The following is a 20245-nucleotide window of genomic DNA, read 5'->3' on the forward strand; positions in this document are numbered from 1 at the left end:
GGCCGGTTCTCGAAAGTTGAACCTAACCCGCCTGAGCAATCAGACAGGAGAGGAGACCGGTGACAGGACCGACCAGGTGCCCTTACTGCGGGACTGAGGTCTCGGCTTCCGCCAACTACTGCGACAGGTGCGGGACGCCGCTCCGGCCGTCCGGCGCGCCCACGCCCCTCCGCCGCCGCGAGCGGCCCGGGCGGCGCGTGGCGGTATGGCTCTTCGTCGTCGTGCTGCTCACGTTCTTCGGCTCGGGGGTGCTGGGCGGCTTCCGCCTGCACTCCGGGAGATGGCCGTGGAGCGCCGCGGTCCCGGCGCTGGCCGGCCCCGACCCGACAGAGCCCCCGTCCGGGAACGGGGAGGGGGAGGGGCGCTACCTGCGCGCCGTCGTCTCGATCCAGGTGCGGGGCGATCGGGGCAGCAGGGTCGGCACCGGTTTCATCATCGATACCGGCGGTCACATCGTCACCAGCGCTCACGTGATCGAGGGCCACAAGGGCTGCGTGACCGTCATCGACGACAACGGCACGACACACCAGGGGATGGTCGTGGGCCACGACCAGAACCGCGACGTCGCGCTGATCTACGTGCCCACCCTCACGAAGTGGCCCCAGGTGCTCACCCTCTCCTCGGGGACGCTCTCGCCGGGCGATCCGGTCTACGCCTGGGGCAGCCTGGAGCGGAGCCCCAACCACGCACCCGTTCCGGCGGAGGTCCGCCAGGTCGGCCTCTCCCAGCGGATCGACGGGCGCTATTACGCTGACCTGGTGGAGTTCCGCGGCGCCAGCGTCATGCACGGCGCCAGCGGCGGGCCCCTGGTGCACCGGGAGACCGGCGAGGTGGTCGGCATCGTCACCGCCGGATCGGACAGCGCCATCGCCTACGCGATCCCCGTCGCCGGAGAGGTGAGCCGCCTGATCAAGGCGTGGGCGGAGGAGCCGGTCGCCTTCCAGTGCGCGCCGAACCCTGCAAAGGTGCGGACGCCCGTCGTCCTGGCCACCGTCACGCCCCTGTCGGGCCCGCACGGCGTGTGGGGCAGCGACCTGGCCAGCGGTGCCGAACTGGCGCTGCGGGACCTGGAGGCCGACCTCCTGAGGGTCGGCTACCAGGTGTCGCTGGTCCGATACGACGACCAGGGCACGCCCGAGGCCGCGGCCGAGCACGCGCGACGCCTCGCCTACGACCAGGAGGTCATCGGCGTCGTCGGCAGCTTCACCAGCCCGGCCAGCGCCAGCCTGGCAGAGGGGCTGCTGGAGAGCGGTCTGGTGCTCGTCGTGCCCAACGCCGGTGCGGAGGACCTCATGCAGCCGGGCTGGCTGCACGTCAACCGGCTCATCGCGCCCCAGGTCCGCCTGGAGGCCGCCGCCGCAGCGTACGCCAGGGGCAGACTTGGGGTGGAGTCCGTCCTGATGCTGCTGGATGGCAGCGCGGAGTCAGAGCGGCGGGCTGCCGCCTTTGAGACCGCGGCGGAGATCGTCGCGCTGCCTGTCGCAGGGCGCATCGTGCTTCCCGCGCGCATCGAGGGGAGCGCTCTGGCCGCCGCGGTGCGGGCTTACGTCCCCGATGCCATCTACTACGCAGGAAACAGCCAGCTGGGCTACCAGGCGGCGGCCGCCCTGCGCCAGCAGGGGCTGACGCTGCCGATCATCGGCGGCTCGGAGCTTTACAATCCGGCCTTCGAGAGCACGGCTGGCCGCGGCTGGCGCGACATCTACTTCACCCATTACACCCGGGGGACCGACGCCCGCTTCATACGCCACTTCGAGGCCATCCTCGGCAAGCCGACCCGCGGGTACGGCACGTTCGGCTACGATGCGGCGCGGGTTATCCTGGAGGCGCTGATCCGCTACGGCGAGGAGAACCCCGGAAAGATCCCCGACCGGGAGGAGTTCGCGGCGCTGGTGCGGTCGACCCGCGGACACAAGGGCTGGTCAACCACCATCAGCTTCGACCCGAACACCGGCGAGAACCAGGCGGCGCAGGTCTACCTGTTCCAGTGGGTGGACGGGCGGATCGAACTGCAATAGTGACGGAAAGCGCACCGTGTCTGCACTGCACGGTGCGTATAATTTCTGGATCGAAGCAGTCTAGGAGGAGAAACACGACCAAGCGGGGAATTCTAATAAACCTCTCATCGAGCCGGCGGCTTTCGGTTATAGAAAGCGTTGTGGTATAGTAAGTTGTATTTATCGGTGGCGGGGAGGTGAGGGCCATCGCTGAGTTGGAGCCCGTGCGCGACGCTGATCTGGGGTTGATCGCGCGCTGCCAGGCGGGCGACAGGATCGCTTTCGAGGAGATGTTCCTGCTCTACCGCGACGACGTCTTCCGCTTCGCCTACCTGGTCGTGCGGGACGCCACGCTGGCGCAGGATGTCGTTCAGGAGACGTTTCTGAAGGTCTTCCGCTCCATCGCCAAGTTCGAGTTCCGTTCCAGCTTCAAGTCGTGGCTCTACCGGGTGGCCGTCAACGAGGCCATCACGCTGCTGCGCCGGCGCAGGATCAAGGAAGAGCTGGACCCCATGCCCGGCGCGAGCCAGGAGCAGCAGCGCGGGCGTGAGGTGCGCGCCTGGCAGCCGGAGGAGGCCGTCCTCGACAGCGAGGAGCGCCGCCTGCTGCGCAACGCCATCGGCCGCCTGGATCCCGTGCATCGCTCGGTGGTGGTGCTGAAGTACTTCCACGAGTTCTCCGACACCGAGATTGCGGCAATCATCGGCTGCCCGCCTGGCACGGTGAAGTCGCGCCTGCACCGGGCACGCGAGCTGTTGCGCAACCAGATGGCACGCCAGCTCGGCCGGCCCGACCTGGTTGCCCTGTCCTACAACCGCCTTTCGGCCCACGCCCCGCTCGTGGCCTGCGAGGAGTGAGAGCATGCGCGTCGACGAACGGACGATTCGCGAGACCCTGCGCGCGGACGCAGCACAGGTCTCGCCTCCGCCCGATCTCTGGGAGCGCATCAGCCGGGAACTCGACCGCGACTCGGCCCGGTCGGCGCGGTTTGCGCTGCCGCGCATCCCGTCTGCGCGCCTCCGCCAGCTGGTGGCCGTGGGCGTCGCCGCCGGCCTCTGCTGGTTCCTGGCCGTCCCCGCCGGTCCGCTGATCGAGCGGGTGGTCGTCCCGCCGGGTTACTGGGTGGGCGCGTTCCGCACCGGTGCGGTGGCCGCCGCGGGCCAGGGGGTGGGCGACCTGCGCTGGTCGTCGGCCGAGATCACGCTACTGCGATGAGGAAACGGATTCCGACCGGATTCGCCCCGCTGCGGCGGGGCTTTTCTGTCGCCTGTAGTGCTACACTAGTGGTGGGGAGGTGAGCGCGCGTGGACCTCGGGGAGCAGATCAGGCTGCTGCCGGAACGGCCGGGGTGCTACCTGTACAAGGACAGCTCCGGCCGCATTATCTACGTCGGCAAGGCGCGGAACCTGAAGAACCGCGTGCGCCAGTACTTCCAGTCTTCCCGCAACCTCACGGCCAAGGTGCTGGCCATGGTCAGCCAGATTGCGGAAATCGAGCATATCGTCACGGACACGGAAACCGAGGCGCTCGTGCTCGAGTCTAACCTGATCAAGAAGCACAAACCCAAGTACAACATCCGGCTGCGGGACGACAAGCACTACCCCTACCTGCGGCTGACGCTCACCGAGCAGTGGCCGCGGCTGGTCGTGACCCGCTCCATGAAGAAGGACGGCTCCCGCTACTTCGGACCCTTTACCAGCAGCCAGGCCATGTGGGAGACCATGAAGCTGGCCCGGCGGCTCTTCCCGCTGCGCACCTGCAACGACCCGTCCCGGCATCCCCGGGCCTGCCTGCAGTATCACATCGGGCGCTGCCTCGGTCCGTGCCTGCCGGACTTCGACCGGCATGCGGCCTACGCCGACGCCGTGCGCGACCTGCAGGCCTTCCTGGAGGGCCGCACGCAGGAGGTCGTGGCACGCATCCGTGCCCGCATGGAGCAGGCCGCGGAGAATCTGGAGTTCGAGCGGGCGGCCGAGCTGCGCGACCAGATGCGGGCCATCGAAAAGGTGACCGAGAAGCAGAAGATCATCGGCCACGAGATGGAGGACCTGGACGCGATCGCCTACGCCCGCCTCTACGATGAGGCCTGCGTACAGGTGTTCTTCGTCCGGCAGGGGAAGCTGGTGGGACGCGACCAGTTCATCATGGCGGGTGCCGATGAGATGGAGGGCGGGGAGATCCTCGCCGCCTTCATCCAGCAGCACTACGCCCAGACCGACTTCGTTCCGAGGGAGATCCTCGTGAGCGAGGAAGTCCCCGAGGCCGGTGTGCTGGTGGAGTGGCTCTCGTCCAAGCGCGGTGCGCGGGTTGTGCTTCGCCGCCCGCAGCGGGGGGAGAAGCGCGCGCTCGTGGAGATGGTGAGCCAGAACGCCCAGGAGGCCATGGCCGAGCGCCGGCAGCAGCGGGAGCTGGAGCTGGCGGCCACCGAGGGTGCGCTGATGGAGCTGCAGCAGGCCCTGGGCCTGCCGCGCCTGCCCCACCGCATCGAGTGCTTTGACATCTCGCACGTGCAGGGCTCGGAGGTCGTGGCTTCCATGGTGGTCTTCGAGGGCGGCCGGCCCAAGAAGGAAGACTACCGCCGCTTCAAGATGAAGGTGGATCAGAACAACGACTTCGCCAACATGGCGGAGGCCGTCACGCGCCGGTTCCGGCGGGGCCTGGCCGAACGGGCCGCCCGGGTGGAGGGTCGCGTCAAGGACCTGGCCGAGGGGCGCGTGGCCGAGGAGGGAGTGGAGTACGGGGAGAAGTTCGCCGAGTTCCCCGACCTCCTGATCATCGACGGCGGCAAAGGGCAGCTCGCCTACGCCAGGGCGGCGATGCGGGAGCTCGGCGTGGATCACATCCCGACGTTCGGGCTGGCCAAGGAAGAGGAGCTGCTCTGCGCCGAGGACCGCCCGGACTGGATCGAGCTGCCGAGGGGCTCCCAGGGGCTCTTCCTGCTCCAGCGGATCCGGGACGAGGCCCACCGCTTCGCCATCACCTACCACCGCAAGCTTCACCGCAAGGCGACCACGCGCAGCCGCCTCGACGACGTGCCGGGCATCGGTCCGAAGCGGAAGAAGGCGCTGCTGCAGCACTTCGGCTCCCTGAAGGCGATCCGGGCCGCCTCCGTGGAGGAGGTGGCAGCGGTTCCAGGCCTGAACCGGGAGCTGGCCGAACGCGTGAAGGAGGCGCTGGGCGGGGCATCGCAGTAGACCTTATCTGTTCGACTATGGCTTAATGAAAGGATATGCATAATGATGAAGAAGCAATGGATCGCATCCGTCCTCTGCGCGGCGATGCTGCTGAGCGGCTGTGCCGCTGCTTCGTCCGACCCGCCGTCCGGTCGGACGCCCCCGGTCTCGGACCCGACGGACCCCACGCCTGGCATCGCCGACCCCGGCGACCCGAACGGGCCCGCCGGTCCGGGCGACCCTTCCGGAGCGGACGAACCCGGCTCGCCGTCCGACCCGTCCGGCCCGGACGGCGAGCCGGACGGGTCCGAAAACCCCGGTGCCCCGGCCGTGACCTGGAAGCCCGGCGGCATCGGCTACCCGCTGGTGCCCAGCGACCCCGCGGTGGAGCAGAAGGTCGCCATGCTCACCTTCGACGACGGCCCCTCCAACTACACGCCGCAGGTGCTGGAAGGGCTCCGGGAGGCCGGCGTGAAGGCGGTCTTCTTCATCACCGGCTACGGCGCCGCGCAGCACCCGGACCTGGTGAAGCGGATCCACGAGGAGGGCCACCTGCTGGGCATCCACACGATGACCCACCCCAACATGACCAGCCTGGGCCGGGAGGAGCAGATCGCGGAGATCCAGCCGCTGATCGACCTGATCACCGATGTCACGGGCGAGCCACCCCGGTACTTCCGGCCGCCCTTCGGCGCGTACAACGACGAGCTCCTGGCGACACTGGACGAGCTGGAGCTGGAACTGATCAACTGGAGCAACGGTTCCCTGGACTGGGATGACGTGGTGGACGGCTACAAGGACCCGAACCTCGTGGTTGAGGCGGTCCTGGACCAGCTTCATCCCGGTTCCGTCATCCTGGCCCACGACACGATGAAGCACACCGCGGAGGCCGTGCCGCTGATCATCGCGGCGCTGCGGGAGCGGGGATACGAGTTCGTGGTGCTGCCATAACGCACTAGAGCGGGGGGTGCTGCCCCCGCTCTTCACGCGCGCTCCGGCCGCCTCCGCCGCCAGAGCCATGCGGCCGTCGCCGCGAGCCCCGCTGCGACCTGGAGGGCGCTCACACCGGCCGGGGAGGCGGCCGGCCGCGCCAGGTCCGCCAGCACCACGGCCAGCCCGCCCAGCGTCAGTGCCATCGCCGTCGCATCTCCCGCCCGGGGCATGGCCCTGGCGAGGGCCAGGGCGGCCACGCCGGCGGCCAGCAGCAGGGGGCCGTACACCCAGTCCGCAGGCCCCGGGGAGCCGAGCATTCCCAGGCCGGCTCCGCACAGGAGCGCAGGGGCCGCCCGGTCCCAGGCCGGGAGCCGGTCCGCGGTACGGCGCAGCCCCCAGAAGGCGAGGGCGAGGCCCCCGATGAGGGCGCCGGGCAGGGCCTGGGTGCCGTGGGGGAAGCCGAGGAGCAGCCCGGGGCTCCGCAGGTACGCCGCGGGGTCCAGCAAGACGTAGATGAGCTTCGCCCCCAGCAGGCTGCCCAGGGCAAGGTTGAACACCAGCTCCCGGCCCGTCTGCCCGGCGGCCAGGTAGGCCGCCAGCGCGCCGGCCGACCAGAAGAGCGCCCGGGTGGGCAGTACCGCCGGACCCAGGCTCAGGGCCTCCGGCAGCAGGCTGCCGGGTCCGGGCAGGCCTGCTGTCCGGGGAGGGCCGGCCTGCGCCTCGGACAGGTACCCCTGCATCGCACGCAGGGTGAGCGGCCCGGCCACCCGCGCGGTCACCGCGCCCTCCGGGCTGATGAAGAGGCTGGTGGGCAGCGACGCCACCTGGTACCGGTCGCTTGCCGCCCCCGTCGGGTCCAGCGCCACCGGGAACGTGTAACCGTGCTCTCTCAGGTACGCCAGCGCGGCTTCCGGGCTGCGCTCCTGCGCGGTCACGTTCACTGTCAGGATGGCCGCTCCGTCGGGCAGCGACTCGGCGAGCCGCTGGATCTCGGGCATCTCCGCCCGGCATGGGCCGCACCAGGAGGCCCAGAAGTTGAGGAAGACGGCGCGGCCGCGCAGGTCGGCCAGGCTGACCGGCCGGCCCGACGGATCGGCGAGCGCGAGCGCAGGGGCGGCATGGCCGACGTAGGGGTGCTCGGGTCCGACCGGGGTGCTGCCCTGCGGCCGGAAGGCGCCGCCCAGCAGCACCGCGGCCCAGATCAGCAGCACGGCGGCACCGGCCGCTCTCTGCATACGGGTCACCTCCGGGTCCCCCGCCGGGGATCTTCACCCCTTACGACGGACCGGCTACAGATTCAGGTATGTGCACGATATTTGAGGAGAGCCCTCGTGAATATAAAACTGGTTCCTTGAAATCATTGAAGGTAACCGTTGACAGGATGTCGGCGCCCGGATATCATCAAAGTCAAGGAAGGTCCTTAAATATCTTAAGGGGTCTCCTCAACCTTGCGGGTGAGGCGACCCCGGAGAGGTGAGGTGAAGGGGTTTGCAGACGTGGCGGATTCCCAGCAGGTGCCCTGTGTGCAGCGGAGAGCTGACCGTGACCCGGCTGCACTGCAGGCACTGTGACACCACGCTGGAGGGGCGGTTCGAGACCACGCGGTTCGCCCGGCTCACGCCGGAGCAGCTGGACTTCGTGGCGGTTTTCCTGAAGAGCCGCGGCAACATCAAGGAGGTGGAGCGCGAGCTTTCCATCTCGTACCCGACGGTGCGGGCCCGGCTGGACTCGGTGCTGGCCGCCCTGGGATTCCAGGTCGACCGCAGCGCGGCCGAGGAGGAGAACCGGATCAAGCAGGCCCGCCGCAAGGAGCTGCTCGACCGGCTGAACCGCGGCGAGATTACCGCTGAGGAAGCGGTGGCCGCCCTGAAGAGCCTGTAGGGGGTGGCTGAGGTGGACGAGGAACGGCAGTTGATTCTGCAGATGCTGGCCGACGGCAAGATCAGCGTGGCCGAGGCGGACATGCTGCTCAAGGCCCTGGCGGAGGCCGAGGCGGCCGCGGCGGCGCCCCCGCCTCCCCGGCAGGAGCCGCGCCCCCGGCTCAGGGACCTGGTGAGGCAGGCCCTGCAGGAGGCCGACCGGGCCCTGGACCGTGCGGTCAAGACGGTGGAGGAGCGGGTGGCCGAGCAGGAGCAGCGCGAGCCGTACCGGCAGATCCGCACGCTGGCCGTCTGGCTGGACAGGAACGCACAGGGCCCGGCCGGCGCCGTCGACCGGGACGCCAAGCAGGCGGCTGACGAGGCTGACAGGGCCGGCAACACAGCGGCTGATGAGGTGGACGGGACCCTCAACACGGTGGCTGACGAGGTGGACAGGACCGTCAAGGCGGTGATCGATGAGGCAGACAGGGCCGTCCGGACGGTGACCGGTGCAGTGGACAGGGCCGTCAAGGCGGTGGCGGATGAGGTGGACAGCGCCGCCGGCGACGCGGACAGGGCAGTCAACGAGGCTGCGGACACGATCGACAGGACCGCCGACGACATGGCCGACATGGTCGACAGGGCCGCCAACGGGGTGACCGAAAAGGTGGACCGGGCCGTCAACCGGGTAGCTGAACGGATCGACAGGATCGCGAACCGGGTGGCGGAGCAGGTGGAGACCGCCGTGGAGCGGGCGGGAGGCAAGGTTGCCGGCAAGATCACCGTGACGCTGTTCGGCGACCCCGCCGAGAAGATGAGGAGGGTGGACTGATGTCTCAGGAAGAACGGCTCTTGATCCTGCAGATGGTGGCCGACAAGAAGATCACCGCTGCCGAGGGCGCTGAGCTGCTGCGGGCGCTGGAAGGACAGCGGGAGGAGGAGCCGCCCGCCGAGACGGCAGCGCCGCCGCGCCCGCAGCGCCGCAGCGGGCCCTCGGCCGGCCTGGGCTCCGGCCTCTCGAGCCTGATCGAGGAGGTCGTCGAGCGGGTCACCGGCGTGCTCAGCGATTTCACCGGCCAGCAGTACGAGTTTCCCACCGAGATCACCGGTGTCTTCACGGCGGATCAGGTGCCGCTGCGCATCTTCACCGGCAACGGCCACGTGGAGCTGCGGGGCTGGGATGAGCCGGGCTACAAGGCCCAGATCGTCGCGAAGGCGCGGGCCGCGACCGAGGCCGAGGCGCAGCGGCGGGCCCAGGAGGCCTACCGCGTGACCGCCACGGAGTCCGGCTTCCTCCTGGAGACCGACCGGCGTTTCGACTGGTCCGACCTCGGTGTGCACCTGACCCTGTTCCTGCCCAAGGACCGGATCTACCACCTGGAGACCCGCACGGGCAACGGCCACATCCGGGTCGAGGGGATTACGCTGACCGAGGGCAACGCCAAGAGCGGCAACGGCCGCATCACCATCCTGGGCGTCACGGCCGACCGGCTCTACCTGAAGTCCGGCAACGGTTCGGTCGACGTGGACGGCGACGTGGCGGACCTGGAGGCGACCACCGGCAACGGCTCGCTGCGCGTCATCCCGATGGGCCGCCGCTCCGAGAAGATGCAGCTGAAGACCGGAAACGGGTCGGCCTCCATCGACACGGGGCGGCTGAGCCGGGACGTGGGCTTCTTCGTGGATGCCCACACCGGCATGGGCAGCGTCTCCATCGCGCGGCCCGACCTGGTCTACGAGCTGGACGAGCGGAACATCGGCTTCAAGCACGTGATCGCCCACAGCGAGGGCTTCGACACCGCCGCTCAGAAGGTCTCCATCCGCGTGCGCACAGGGCTCGGCTCCATCTCCGTCGAATAGGCCAGGAGCGCCGTACAGTTCATGACATGACGAAAGGGTTCGCCGCGGCGTCGGGCCGCGGCGAACCCGGTTGAGGAGGGTCGACGGGGTGCGTCTGCTGATTCGCTGGGCTCTGAATGCGCTCACGCTGCTGGGGATCGCGTATGTGGCGCCGGAGCTGGGGATCCTGAAGGGCTTCTACGTCGCAGGGTTCGAGGCGGCGGCGGTGGCGGTGCTCCTGCTCTCGCTGCTCAACCTGACCGTGCGGCCGCTTCTGCGGATGCTCACCCTGCCGATCACGTGCCTCACCTTCGGCCTGTTCACCCTGGTGATCAACGCCCTGATGATGATGCTCACGGCTGAGCTGGTGGCCGGCTTCCACGTGGGCGGCTTCCGCAACGCCCTCGTGGTCTCGGTGCTCTACGCGGTCATCAGCGCGGTGCTGAACGGCCTGGTGCAGGGCGGCGAGAAGGACTGACGGCCCGGCGTTGCTCCGCTGATGTACCCTTACTCGCTCTGGGGCCAGCCCAGCGGCGCTGCCCCCATGCCCTTCCCCCAGGGGCCCATCCAGGGGGTCATCCAGGGGCCCATCATCTTGCCGTACCCGTCCTTGCCGGAGTCATCCGTGCCGAATCCGCCCATCCCGGCTCCCTTGCCCGGCCAGCCCTTGCCAGGCCAGCCCATGCCGGGGAATCCCACGCCCGGGAATCCCATGCCGGGGAATCCCATGCCGGGGAAGCCCATTCCGGGCCACATGCCCGGGAACCACTTGCCGTAGCCGCCCACGCCCGCCGTCCCGTCCCGTGCGGGCTCGCGCGCTTCCATGGCTTCCACCCACTGTACCGCCTGCGCCGGCGGCACCCCGGTGCCCACCAGTGCGCCCATCAGGGCGACCCTGCGCAGCGTCTGCTCTTTGGAGGCTCCTTCCTTCCCGAGCTCACGCAGCCCGCGTGCCACGATCGGTTCGACCGCACGCATGAACCGATAAGGCATGTTCACACACCTCCGCTCCCATCCTATGCCAGCGCAGGAGGCGGTGACATAAACCGCAGGGGCGCGGCGGGAGCCGTTTCGGTGTATGATTGGGGTGTGAAACTGCCGGGGAGGGGCACGCATGAGACTGACTGCGGCCTGGCGCACTGTCGTGCAGGTCGGATACGACCTCTTTCTGAAGCTGAACCCCCGCAAGATCGCTGCGCACGCGGTCATCCTGGACGAGTCCGGCCGGGTCCTGCTCCTCCGGTCGCGCTACGCCGGCGCGTGGCTGTTGCCCGGTGGCGGCCTCAGGCTGCGGGAGCACCTGGACGAGGGGCTCCGCCGGGAGTGCCGTGAGGAACTGGGCGTGGACGTGGTGGTGGAGGGGCTGAGCGGCATCTACTACGACGACCGCTCGGCCGCGTACGTCGCCGTCTTCCGCTGCCGCCTTCCCGGCGAACCGATCCGCCTCTCCCACGAGCACGCCGAGTACACCTGGGCCGAGCCCGACCTGCTGCCGCCCGGGCAGCGGGAGATGATCAGGGACGCGCGCCGGTTCGCCGGCACGACCGTCGTCGCGCGGCTGCCCTGAGGCGGGTCAGGCGAAGACGACGGCCAGCTCCCGGGCGGCCGCCCAGAGGTAGATCATCAGGCAGAGCCCGCCGATGACCAGGGCGGCGGCCCAGAGCATGCGCCGGCGGCGCTGCCGAAGCTCCTCCAGCTCGGCGGAGAGGCGACGCAGCTCGGCGTCCTCGGCCGCGGCGGCGTCGGTCGCCGGGACCGGCTCCGCCTCCGCATCCACAGCCTGGCTCCACTCCTCCGCGAGCTCGAGGGGCCGCAGCAGGTGCCGCGGGCTGAAGCCGGCGGCCAGGAAGTAGGCGGTGACCCCGAGGCCGGCGGCCATGAGGCCCAGCATGACGGCCGACAGCCAGATCGCCCCGTCCGGAATCGCGTCGAGGCTCTCCAGGGCGGCAGGATTTGCCTGCTCCTGCACGAAGAAGGTGAGCCCGAGGGCAATGCCGTTGTTGAGCAGGTGCATGACCATCCCCGGCAGGATCGAGCCGGAGCGCTGCACCGCCAGCGCCCACAGCATGCCCAGCAGGGCGAGGGGGACCAGCCGCACCAGGCTGAGGTGGAGCGCCCCGAAGAGCAGTCCGGTCAGGAGAACCGCGGCGGTGGGTCCCAGAGGGCGCAGCGCCCCCAGGACGTAGCCGCGGAAGGAGAGTTCCTCGCAGATGGCCGGCAGCAGCGCCCCCACCAGGAGCGCGAGCCAGGAGCTGGCATCCAGCAGGATCTGGTAGGTCTGGACCATCTCGCCCCCCAGCTGCCGCACCAGCAGCACCAGTACAGCCCCCATCAGCTGGGCGGCCAGCCAGCCCACCGTGCCCAGCAGCACCGACCGGGCCCACCCCCGCAAGGTCAGCATGCGCAGGCGCAGGAACGGCCGGATCGGGCGCCTCTCCACCCGCAGGGTGAAGAGGAGCGGCAGCGCCACGAAGATGCCGAGCTGGGAGATCACCACCCCGGTCAGGCCGAGGGTGTACTGGAGGGCTCCGCCTGCCACGATGAGCAGGACCAGCGCCGCCAGGTAGAAGCTGAGGACCCGGACCAGGGCATCCAACTGACTTGTACGCACGTTGTTCTGAGCCTCCGCCCGTTTGGATGGGTATGTGAACTCGCTGAAGGGATGGCGCAGCGCACCTGCGTCAAACCCTGTAGAACCTCCCGAGAGGTGTGTGTGGCCATTGACTCCCCGTGACGAAACCCTGGCCCTCGCCGCACAGCATGGGGATATGGAGGCCTTCGCGGCCCTTGTGGATCGGCACAAGGGCCGGGTTTACCGCACCCTTTACCAGGTGGTGGGCGATGCGAACGAGGCCCAGGACCTGGCCCAGGAGGTCTTCGTGAAGGTCTTCCGCTCCCTCTCGAGCTATCGGGGCGACGCGGCCTTCACCACCTGGCTCCACCGCATCTGCCTCAACCTGGCCTTCGACTGGCTCAGGGCCCGCAAGCGCCGGCCGCTGACGGTGCCGCTCGAGCCCCCGCCCGGTTGCGAGGAGCAGCGGCCTACCGACCTGCCCAGCAACGAGGAGGGGCCGGAGGAGCGGACCCTGCGGGAAGAGCGCCGGGAGCGCCTGCGGGAAGCGATCGGACGGCTCTCGCCGGACTACCGGGAGGTCGTGCTGCTCTATCACTTCCACCACCTCAGCTACCAGCAGATCGCAGACCGGCTCGGGATCCCGGTTCGGACCGTGGAGACACGCCTGTACCGGGCCAGGGCGAACCTGAAACGGCTGCTCACGAGCATGGAGGGAGGTGACCGCGGTGAACTGCAGCGACCTGCACCGGCTGCTGGAAGCCTACTGGGCTCGGGCGCTCGCTGAGGATGAGCGCCGCGCCTGCGAAGCGCACCTGGCCGTCTGTGACGACTGCCGGTTCCTGGCGGAGAGCCGGGACCTGCTGGCGGATCTGAACGACCCGGAGCTGGAGCGGATGGTGCTCATGGAGCCGCCGCCGCTGCCGGACGACTTCACCGCCCGGGTGATGGAGCGGGTGGCGGCAGAACAGCCGCGGCCCTTCAGCCTGCTCTGGCCCTGGCTGCGCACCAGGTGGTCGGTGCACCAGTACGCCAGCGTGGCCTATGCGCTCTGCGCCACCATACTGGTGGTTTCGCTGGGAAACGGCCTTCTCCTCTGGAGCCAGTCCACCGACCGGCTGGCGGTCTGGATGGCCAGGGGGCAGGCCTACTGGGCGGCCGCAGAGGCATACGCCGCTCCCTTCTCGCAGTGGCTGCACAGCCTGTGGTACGCGCTGGCGGCCTTCCTCTACTAGTCTGGGGGGACTGAGATGAGTTGCACCTACCACGCGGATCGTGAGGTCCGGGGCATCTGCGCCAGCTGCGGTCGGCCGATCTGCGCCGAGTGCAAGGTCGAGCTGAACGGTCAGCCCTTCTGCAAGAACTGCCTGGCTGCCCGCATGCAGCAGCCCGCGCGCGACATCAACGGCTTCGTGCGCTTCGTGCTCTCCATCGCCCCGGGCGTCGGCCACCTGTATATGGGACTCTTCAACCGGGGGATGCAGTTCTTCATGGGCACGCTCATCGGCGGCATGGTCCTCGGTATGGTCTTCCCCAGCCTGCTGGGCCTCTACATCCCCGCGGCCATCTTCTTCAGCGTTTTCGATGCCCGCGAGATCCACCTGCGCCTCAGCCAGGGGCTCGAGGTGGAGGACCGCGGCTTTGTGGATATCAGGGCCGTGCCGATACAGTGGAGCCAGCGCCAGTTGGGCATCGCCCTGATCGTCCTCGGTGCGCTGGCCCTGTGGCGGGTGCTGACCATCGACCTCCTGCAGATGCTGGGGCTCTACCACGTGCACCGGTTCATCAACGGTCTCACGCTGGGCGCCCTGGCCCTGGGCTCAGGCGTCTGGCTGCTGCTCAGGCAGCCCGGGAACCGCCGCTGAACCCGCCGCTTCCAGGGAGCTCGCTCCGTCCTGCTAACGTTGAACTCATATATTCGTATTAGGAGGCGTAGAAACGGTGGCGGAACATGGGATTGCGCTCGGCATCGACCTGGGCGGCACGTCGGTCAAGGTCGGCGTGGTCAACCGGGCCGGCGAGATCCTGAGCAGGGGCGTCCGGCCCACCGAGGTGGAGAAGGGCCCGTCCGGCGTTGCCGAAAACATCGCCCTGGCCGTGGAGGACGCCCTGCAAGCCGCGGGGATGCAGCTGAGCGGACTTGACGGCGTCGGCGTGGGCACGCCGGGGATCTGCGACGCGGCCCGGGGCGTGGTGGTCAGCTCCGGGAACCTGAACTGGAAGAACGTGCCGCTGGCGGACCTGCTGCAGCGGCGCCTCGGCGTGCCCGTGCGTCTGGAAAACGACGCCAACTGCGCCGGCCTCGGCGAGCAGTGGTGCGGCGCCGCGCGCGGCCACGACCACGTGATCCTCTACACCCTCGGCACCGGCGTGGGCGGCGCGCTGATCCTCGGCGGGCGCATCTACGGCGGCGCCACCGGCTGGGCCGGCGAACTGGGCCACATCCGCGTGGCTCCCGGCGGCCCCGCCTGCACCTGCGGCCTGCAGGGTTGCCTCGAGGCCGTGTCCTCCGCAACCGCCATGGCGCGGGAGGGCCGGGAGGCCGTGGCGGCCGGGCGTTCGCCCGCCATGGCCCGGCTGGCCGCCGAGCAGGGGGGAAGGCTGGACGCCCGGGTGGTGATCACGGCCGCGCGGGAGGGCGATCCGGCGGCGCAGCAGATCCTCCGGCAGGCAGGCGAGTACCTCGGCATCGTCTCGGCGATGTTGGTGAGCGCGCTCAACCCCGAGCTGATCGTGGTGGGCGGCGGCGCCTCCCACGCCGGCGACTTCCTGCTGGAGCCGATGCGCAGGGTGATCGCCGAACAGGCCATGCCCGGGCCGGCCAGCATCGTCCGCGTGGTGCAGGCCTCGTTGGGCAACGACGCAGGGCTGATCGGCGCGGCGACGCTGATCTGGCGCTGGGCGGTACAGAATCGGGGCAGGTCGTGAGGCCTGCCCCTTTCTGTTTGCGGTTATCCGGCCTTTCCGCGGGCGCTACGCTTCGCCGGACGGCGTACCGGGCGCTGCGCCCGGGGCGATCCAGCGCCCGCAGAACGGGCAGCGCACGCGGGCGGCGCGCGGGTAGCTCCCGAGCCCCTTGCCGCAGCAGGAGACGGCGTGGAGGGGGAGAGACTCCAGCGGCGGGAGGGACGCCTCGGCCTGCCGGCGCTGCCGCTCGCGGCGCCGTTCGTCGAGCGTCCTGATGTCCGCCTCGACCAGGTCCAGGAACTCCCGGAGGCTGAGCGCACGGAGTTCGTGCTCGGACAGGTGATGCGTCGGATGGTCGCCCACGGCCGGGTCACCTCCCGCGTGGAGCACCTCGGAAAACGCCCTCCCATTCCGAAGGTTTGGCCACCGATTGCCCGATTCCTGCCGGGAATACTAAGGTCTGTAGGAGGGAGGCCATGAGGATCATCGCAGACCTGTGCACCTTCGTGCAGCCCCGGAAGGGGGCGGATGGGGTGGCGGCGCTCGCCGCCGCGGCCATGGTGCGCAGCCTCGAGGCCGTGGCCGTGGTTGCGCGGGCGCCGGCCCGCCCCGCTTTCACGGCGGCGGTCCGGGACGTCGACCGGCGGGCGCCGGCGATTCGCGTGCTGGCCGGGGTCTCCTGCCACGTCATCACGTCCGCCGGCGACCTGAACGTCCCCAGGGAGGCCTATGCCGGCTTCGACCTCGTGGTGGCCGGGGCGCGCCCGGCCGCCCGCTTCGGTCTCCTGGCCGGCTTCCGGCGGGGCATGCCCGCAGCGGACGCGATCGTCTCGGCCGTGTACCGGCACGAGATCGACATCCTGACCGACGTGCATGCGGACCTGGACCCGGCCGAGCTGGCGCGGGCCTGCCGCGAGCGCGGGGTCGCGCTGGAACTCAGGGCCCGCGGCCCCCTGCCGCCGGCGGACTTCGTGCGGCGGGCCGCCAGCCTCGGGGCCCGGTTCGTCATCACCTCCGGCGCCCGGGTTCCGGCCGAGATGGGCGACTGTACGGCCGCTGTCCGCCTCGCCCGGGAGGCTGGCGTCGCGCCGGAGCAGGTGGTGAACGCAGAGCAGGGGGGGCTGTGGGACTGGCTGGAGGCGCAGCGGCGCCGCCGCAGGCTGGTGGCGGCCGGCGGGTGGGCCGGCTGGGCCCGGCAGGGCGGCGCCGGCGCGGTTCAGCGCCGGCGGGTGGAGGAGCGGCAGCCCAGCGACTGGGCCGACTGGTCGGAGCAGGGGGGCGAGGTGCACTGAACGCGCCCGCATGACAGGAGATGGGCCCCGCGGAGGCGAAATGCTGGGTCGGTGATAGCCCAGGGGGTGACGGGATGGATCAGCCCATTCGCCTGGTGATCGTGACCGGAATGTCCGGCGCGGGCAAGACCCAGGCCCTGAAGTTCCTCGAGGATCTGGGCTTCTTCTGCGTCGACAACCTGCCCCCGTCGCTTCTGCCCAAACTGGTGGAGCTGTTCGGCCACTCCGACGGCAAGGTGAACCGGCTCGCCCTGGGGCTCGACATACGCGGGGGCCGGTTCTTCAGCGAGATCGTGGACGCTCTGCGAGAGACCGCGCGCATCGGCGTGGCCTACCAGATCCTGTTCATGGACGCCTCCGACGAGGTCCTGGTGCGGCGTTACAAGGAGAGCCGCCGCCGCCATCCGCTCGCGCAGCAGGGCAGGCTGCTGGAGGCCATCCGCAAGGAGCGGAAGGTCCTCCAGGAGCTGCGCGGCCTGGCGAGCCGCATCATCGACACCACCAGCCTGAAGCCCTCCGACTTGCGCCGGGAGCTGCAGGAGGCGTTCGGCCAGGAGGGGGAGGCTCCAGCGTTCCACGTGAACGTGGTCTCTTTCGGGTTCAAGCACGGGGCGGTGCTGGATGCCGACCTGCTCTTCGACGTGCGCTTTCTGCCGAACCCGCACTACGTGGCCGATCTGAGGCCGCTCACCGGCGAGGACGAGGCGGTTCAGGAGTACGTGATGAAGTGGGCCCCCACGCAGGAGTTTTTCCAGCGGCTGACCGACCTGATCGGTTTCCTTCTCCCGCAGTATGTGGCGGAGGGCAAGAGCCAGCTGACGATCGCCATCGGCTGTACGGGCGGCCAGCACCGCTCGGTCTGCCTCGCCCGCAAGCTGGCGGACTGGATCCGCGACAGGGGCTACTCGGTCTCGGTGGAGCACCGCGACGTGGTGCACGGCGGTGAAGCGCGGGACAGCGGGGAGGCGCGGGACGCCGGCGACGGCGCGCAGGACGGTGAACAGCCATGATGCGCGTCCTCCGCTGGTTCGCGCCGGGGCTCAACATCAAGCGGTGGCTCCTGGTTGCCGTCATCGGCGTGGCACTGGTGGTCGTGGGCCTGTCGCTGGCGCTCCGGATCAACCTCTACGCGCTCGTGGGTCGGTGGCTGGTGGAGAACATTGCGGTCAGCGCGGCCGTGTTTAGGAAGGGGCCGGCTGTCGTCGGGGCCGTGGTCGGCGTGCTGGGGTTGGTCCTCACCTGGGTCGGCGTCAGCAGGCTGGTGCACTCCGTGCTCTCCACGCTGACGGCCCGGGAGGAGGGCGTGGCGGACGCGTTCTTCGAGCGAAGGCTGCTGCTGCGCGGCCCGCGGCTGGTCGCCGTCGGCGGCGGGACGGGCATCCCCACCCTCCTGCGGGGCATGAAGGAGTACACGGCCAACATCTCCGCCGTGGTGACGGTGGCGGACGACGGCGGATCGTCCGGCCGTCTGCGCACGGAGTTCGGCATCCTGCCGCCGGGCGACATCCGCAACTGCCTGGTGGCCCTGGCAGACACCGAGCCGCTGATGGAGCGGCTTTTCCAGTACCGGTTCACGGGCGGCGAGGGGCTCACCGGCCACCCGTTCGGCAACCTCTTCATCCTGGCGATGAGCCAGACCACCGGCGACTTCTACCACGCGGTGCGGGCCTCCAGCCAGGTGCTGGCCGTGCGCGGCCGGGTGCTGCCCTCCACGCTGGACCACGTCGTCCTGCGGGCCGAGCTGGCCGACGGCCGCATGGTCTCCGGCGAGTCGGCCATCGGCAAGGCCGGAAGCCCCATCCGGCGGGTTTTCCTGGACCCGGTGGAGGCGGGCGGGTCCGTCACCGCCCTGGGCGACGTCATCACGGCCATCGAGGAGGCCGAGGTCATCGTGCTCGGCCCCGGCAGCCTGTACACCTCCATCATCCCCAACCTGCTGGTCCCGGGCGTGGCCGACGCGATCCGCCGTTCGCGGGCCCTGAAGATCTACGTGTGCAACATCATGACCGAGCCGGGCGAGACTGACGGCTACGCCGTGTCGCATCACCTCCGGGCGCTGATCGACCACGGCGGCTATGGCATCGTCGATGTCTGCCTCGCCAACAACCGGACGGTGCCGCCCCAGGTGCGCGCCCGCTACCAGGAGCAGGGGGCCGCGGCGGTCGCCATCGACCCGGCGGCGTATAAGCTTGGCGTCCAGGTGGTGGCGCGCGACCTCCTCCGGGTGGAGGGCGACTACGTCCGCCATCATCCGGAGAAGCTGGCGCAGGCGATCGGGCAGCTCTTCCTGACCCGCCGGCCGCACCAGGAGCGCACCCCCTGGGAGTTCTTCCTGTTTCGACAGCGGCTGCGGGAGCGGTCGATTGAGGAGGGGAGAAGGTAGATGGCGGTTTATCAAGCTCCGGGGTGCTGGCCGGGCGAGGCCGAGGGGCGCATCCTGTGGGTCGGGTCACAGGAGAAGCCGGAGCGGAGAAGCAGCGCGGACCGGCCGGCCGAGATCGCCAGGCTGCGGGATGCCCTGCGCCGCGGGCTCGCCGACATCGAGGCGTGGATCGAGCGGCAGCCCACCCTGGGCGGGCGCGTGCTGCTGCAGTCCTGCCGCGACGCGCTGCAGGACCCCGCCTTCACGCAGCGGGTCACCATGCTGATCGACCAGCACGGCCTTTCTGCGCCCGCCGCACTGGACGAGGCGGCGGGGCTCGTCGCCGGGATCATGGCCCGCAGCGAGGAGCTGGCCGAACGGGCCCGGCTCCTGCCGATGGCGGCCCGCTGGCTGGCGCGCCGCCTGTCGGGCGCGGCGTATCCCCCGGGCGTGATCCTGGCGGCGCAGGAGTTCTCACCCCTGGAGCTGCTGGACCGCACGTGTCCCGCCGTGATGGCGGCCGGCGAGCCGGCGGTGGTGGGCGACGCCCCGCTGCTCTGGGGCGTTGCGGCGGCCTCCCCCGATTGGGACGGGCGCCGCGCCCGGATCAGCGGGACCCGGCTGATCATCGGAGAGGAGGCGGAGGCGGCCATGCGCTACGAGGCGGAGCGCCGGGCGGTGGTTGAGGTGGCCCGCCGCATGAAGGCGGACGGGCTGGTGCGGCTGACCGCCGGCAACGTCTCGTGCCGCATCGCGGGCGCCGGGCTCTTCGCCATCACGCCCAGCGGCATGGACTACGACCGGCTCGAGCCGGCAGACATCTGCATCCTGGACCTGGACGGCAACGTCGTCGAGGGCCACCGCCGCCCCTCCACGGAGGCGCCGCTGCACCGGATGACCTACCGGATGCGCCCCGATGTCGGCGGCATCGTGCACACGCACTCGATCTACGCCTCCGCCTTCGCCTGCACCGGCCAGGAGCTGCCCGTGATCTCCACCGAGCTGGCTGCCCTGGTGGGCGGCACGGTCCGCTGCGCGCCGTACGCCGAGAGCGGCACCGAGGCCTTCGCGGACGTCGCCGTGGCCACGCTGGGCGAGGAGGACGTCGCGGTGCTCTTCCAGAACCACGGCGTCATGGCGGTGGGGCCCACGCTGGAGCGGGCGTACGCGGTGGCCGTCGGGGTCGAGGAGGCGGCGCAGATCCTCCACATCGCCCGCCAGCTGGGCGAGCCCATCATCCTGCCCGAGGAGGAGCGACGCCGGCTGTTCCGCGCGCGGCGGACCCGCTACGGGCAGTCCGGGGAGGCCTGA

Annotated in this window: 22 protein-coding genes; 18 read left to right on the forward strand and 4 right to left on the reverse strand. The window is 70.2% G+C overall.

The window, feature by feature from the left end; translation table 11 throughout:
• Positions 1 to 59: 59 nt before the first annotated feature.
• The 5 genes from J2Z79_RS19130 (at position 60) to J2Z79_RS07035 (ending at position 6121) form a co-directional block, all read left to right on the forward strand.
• Entirely contained in the window at positions 60 to 2018 is a 1959-nt protein-coding gene (locus J2Z79_RS19130) for an ABC transporter substrate-binding protein (protein WP_209466156.1), read from the forward strand.
• A 176-nt stretch (positions 2019 to 2194) separates the two neighbouring features.
• Positions 2195 to 2854: an RNA polymerase sigma factor gene (locus J2Z79_RS07020; RefSeq protein ID WP_209466157.1), complete on the forward strand. Its 660-nt coding sequence runs from the start codon at positions 2195 to 2197 to the stop codon at positions 2852 to 2854.
• Between the two features lie 4 nt (positions 2855 to 2858).
• A complete protein-coding gene (locus J2Z79_RS07025; RefSeq protein WP_209466158.1) occupies positions 2859 to 3212 on the forward strand; it encodes a hypothetical protein in 354 nt (117 codons plus the stop codon).
• Between the two features lie 89 nt (positions 3213 to 3301).
• Positions 3302 to 5191: an excinuclease ABC subunit UvrC gene (gene uvrC / locus J2Z79_RS07030; protein ID WP_209466159.1), complete on the forward strand. Its 1890-nt coding sequence runs from the start codon at positions 3302 to 3304 to the stop codon at positions 5189 to 5191.
• A gap of 45 nt (positions 5192 to 5236) precedes the next feature.
• Positions 5237 to 6121 carry a polysaccharide deacetylase family protein gene (locus J2Z79_RS07035; RefSeq protein ID WP_209466160.1) on the forward strand — a complete coding sequence of 295 codons (885 nt, stop codon included), beginning with the start codon at positions 5237 to 5239 and terminating at the stop codon, positions 6119 to 6121.
• A gap of 32 nt (positions 6122 to 6153) precedes the next feature.
• On the opposite strand, the gene J2Z79_RS18860 is transcribed toward J2Z79_RS07035, so the two are convergent.
• On the reverse strand, positions 6154 to 7338 hold the full coding sequence (locus J2Z79_RS18860; protein WP_209466161.1) for a redoxin domain-containing protein: 1185 nt from the start codon (positions 7336 to 7338) through the stop codon (positions 6154 to 6156).
• Positions 7339 to 7624: 286 nt separating this feature from the next.
• On the opposite strand from J2Z79_RS18860, the gene J2Z79_RS07045 reads away from it, so the two are divergent.
• The 4 genes from J2Z79_RS07045 to J2Z79_RS07060 all read left to right on the forward strand — a co-directional run bounded on the left by J2Z79_RS07045 (position 7625) and on the right by J2Z79_RS07060 (position 10279).
• Positions 7625 to 7984, forward strand: a complete 360-nt coding sequence (locus J2Z79_RS07045) for a DUF2089 family protein (protein WP_483439824.1) — start codon at positions 7625 to 7627, stop codon at positions 7982 to 7984.
• A 12-nt stretch (positions 7985 to 7996) separates the two neighbouring features.
• Complete coding sequence (locus tag J2Z79_RS07050) at positions 7997 to 8794, forward strand: SHOCT-like domain-containing protein (protein WP_209466162.1); 798 nt, start codon at positions 7997 to 7999, stop codon at positions 8792 to 8794.
• The gene (locus tag J2Z79_RS07055; RefSeq protein WP_209466163.1) at positions 8794 to 9822 is read left to right on the forward strand and encodes a DUF4097 family beta strand repeat-containing protein; all 1029 of its coding nucleotides are present in this window, start codon (positions 8794 to 8796) and stop codon (positions 9820 to 9822) included. Before J2Z79_RS07050 ends, J2Z79_RS07055 begins: the two co-directional genes overlap by 1 nt.
• 88 nt (positions 9823 to 9910) lie before the next feature.
• Positions 9911 to 10279 carry a phage holin family protein gene (locus J2Z79_RS07060; RefSeq protein ID WP_209466164.1) on the forward strand — a complete coding sequence of 123 codons (369 nt, stop codon included), beginning with the start codon at positions 9911 to 9913 and terminating at the stop codon, positions 10277 to 10279.
• Positions 10280 to 10308: 29 nt separating this feature from the next.
• Here J2Z79_RS07060 and J2Z79_RS07065 read toward each other — a convergent pair whose 3' ends face one another.
• Complete coding sequence (locus tag J2Z79_RS07065; protein ID WP_209466165.1) at positions 10309 to 10794, reverse strand: hypothetical protein; 486 nt, start codon at positions 10792 to 10794, stop codon at positions 10309 to 10311.
• 121 nt (positions 10795 to 10915) lie between these two features.
• Here J2Z79_RS07065 and J2Z79_RS07070 point away from each other — a divergent pair, with 121 nt between their 5' ends.
• Positions 10916 to 11368, forward strand: a complete 453-nt coding sequence (locus J2Z79_RS07070; RefSeq protein WP_209466166.1) for an NUDIX domain-containing protein — start codon at positions 10916 to 10918, stop codon at positions 11366 to 11368.
• A 6-nt stretch (positions 11369 to 11374) separates the two neighbouring features.
• Here J2Z79_RS07070 and J2Z79_RS07075 read toward each other — a convergent pair whose 3' ends face one another.
• Positions 11375 to 12412, reverse strand: a complete 1038-nt coding sequence (locus J2Z79_RS07075; RefSeq protein WP_209466167.1) for a CPBP family glutamic-type intramembrane protease — start codon at positions 12410 to 12412, stop codon at positions 11375 to 11377.
• Between the two features lie 157 nt (positions 12413 to 12569).
• Between J2Z79_RS07075 and J2Z79_RS07080 the strand changes: the two genes are divergently transcribed.
• From J2Z79_RS07080 to J2Z79_RS07095, 4 genes are all read left to right on the forward strand, one after another.
• On the forward strand, positions 12570 to 13160 hold the full coding sequence (locus J2Z79_RS07080) for an RNA polymerase sigma factor (RefSeq protein ID WP_245302382.1): 591 nt from the start codon (positions 12570 to 12572) through the stop codon (positions 13158 to 13160).
• Positions 13102 to 13608, forward strand: coding sequence for an anti-sigma factor family protein (locus J2Z79_RS07085; protein ID WP_209466169.1), 507 nt, complete (start codon positions 13102 to 13104; stop codon positions 13606 to 13608). Before J2Z79_RS07080 ends, J2Z79_RS07085 begins: the two co-directional genes overlap by 59 nt.
• Positions 13609 to 13623: 15 nt before the next feature.
• Complete coding sequence (locus J2Z79_RS07090) at positions 13624 to 14238, forward strand: LIM domain-containing protein (protein WP_209466170.1); 615 nt, start codon at positions 13624 to 13626, stop codon at positions 14236 to 14238.
• Between the two features lie 76 nt (positions 14239 to 14314).
• Positions 14315 to 15301 (forward strand): ROK family protein, encoded by a 987-nt coding sequence (locus tag J2Z79_RS07095; protein WP_209466171.1) that lies wholly within the window; start codon positions 14315 to 14317, stop codon positions 15299 to 15301.
• A 45-nt stretch (positions 15302 to 15346) separates the two neighbouring features.
• Here J2Z79_RS07095 and J2Z79_RS07100 read toward each other — a convergent pair whose 3' ends face one another.
• Positions 15347 to 15670, reverse strand: a complete 324-nt coding sequence (locus J2Z79_RS07100) for a hypothetical protein (protein WP_209466172.1) — start codon at positions 15668 to 15670, stop codon at positions 15347 to 15349.
• Positions 15671 to 15756: 86 nt separating this feature from the next.
• On the opposite strand from J2Z79_RS07100, the gene J2Z79_RS07105 reads away from it, so the two are divergent.
• From J2Z79_RS07105 to J2Z79_RS07120, 4 genes are all read left to right on the forward strand, one after another.
• On the forward strand, positions 15757 to 16572 hold the full coding sequence (locus J2Z79_RS07105) for a PHP domain-containing protein (protein ID WP_209466173.1): 816 nt from the start codon (positions 15757 to 15759) through the stop codon (positions 16570 to 16572).
• Positions 16573 to 16646: 74 nt separating this feature from the next.
• Positions 16647 to 17582, forward strand: coding sequence for an RNase adapter RapZ (gene rapZ / locus J2Z79_RS07110; protein ID WP_209466174.1), 936 nt, complete (start codon positions 16647 to 16649; stop codon positions 17580 to 17582).
• Complete coding sequence (locus J2Z79_RS07115; protein WP_209466175.1) at positions 17579 to 18955, forward strand: gluconeogenesis factor YvcK family protein; 1377 nt, start codon at positions 17579 to 17581, stop codon at positions 18953 to 18955. Before rapZ ends, J2Z79_RS07115 begins: the two co-directional genes overlap by 4 nt.
• The gene (locus J2Z79_RS07120) at positions 18956 to 20245 is read left to right on the forward strand and encodes a class II aldolase/adducin family protein (protein ID WP_209466176.1); all 1290 of its coding nucleotides are present in this window, start codon (positions 18956 to 18958) and stop codon (positions 20243 to 20245) included.

Origin of the sequence: Symbiobacterium terraclitae (genome assembly GCF_017874315.1) — a bacterium.
Lineage (GTDB): Bacteria > Bacillota > Sulfobacillia > Symbiobacteriales > Symbiobacteriaceae > Symbiobacterium > Symbiobacterium terraclitae.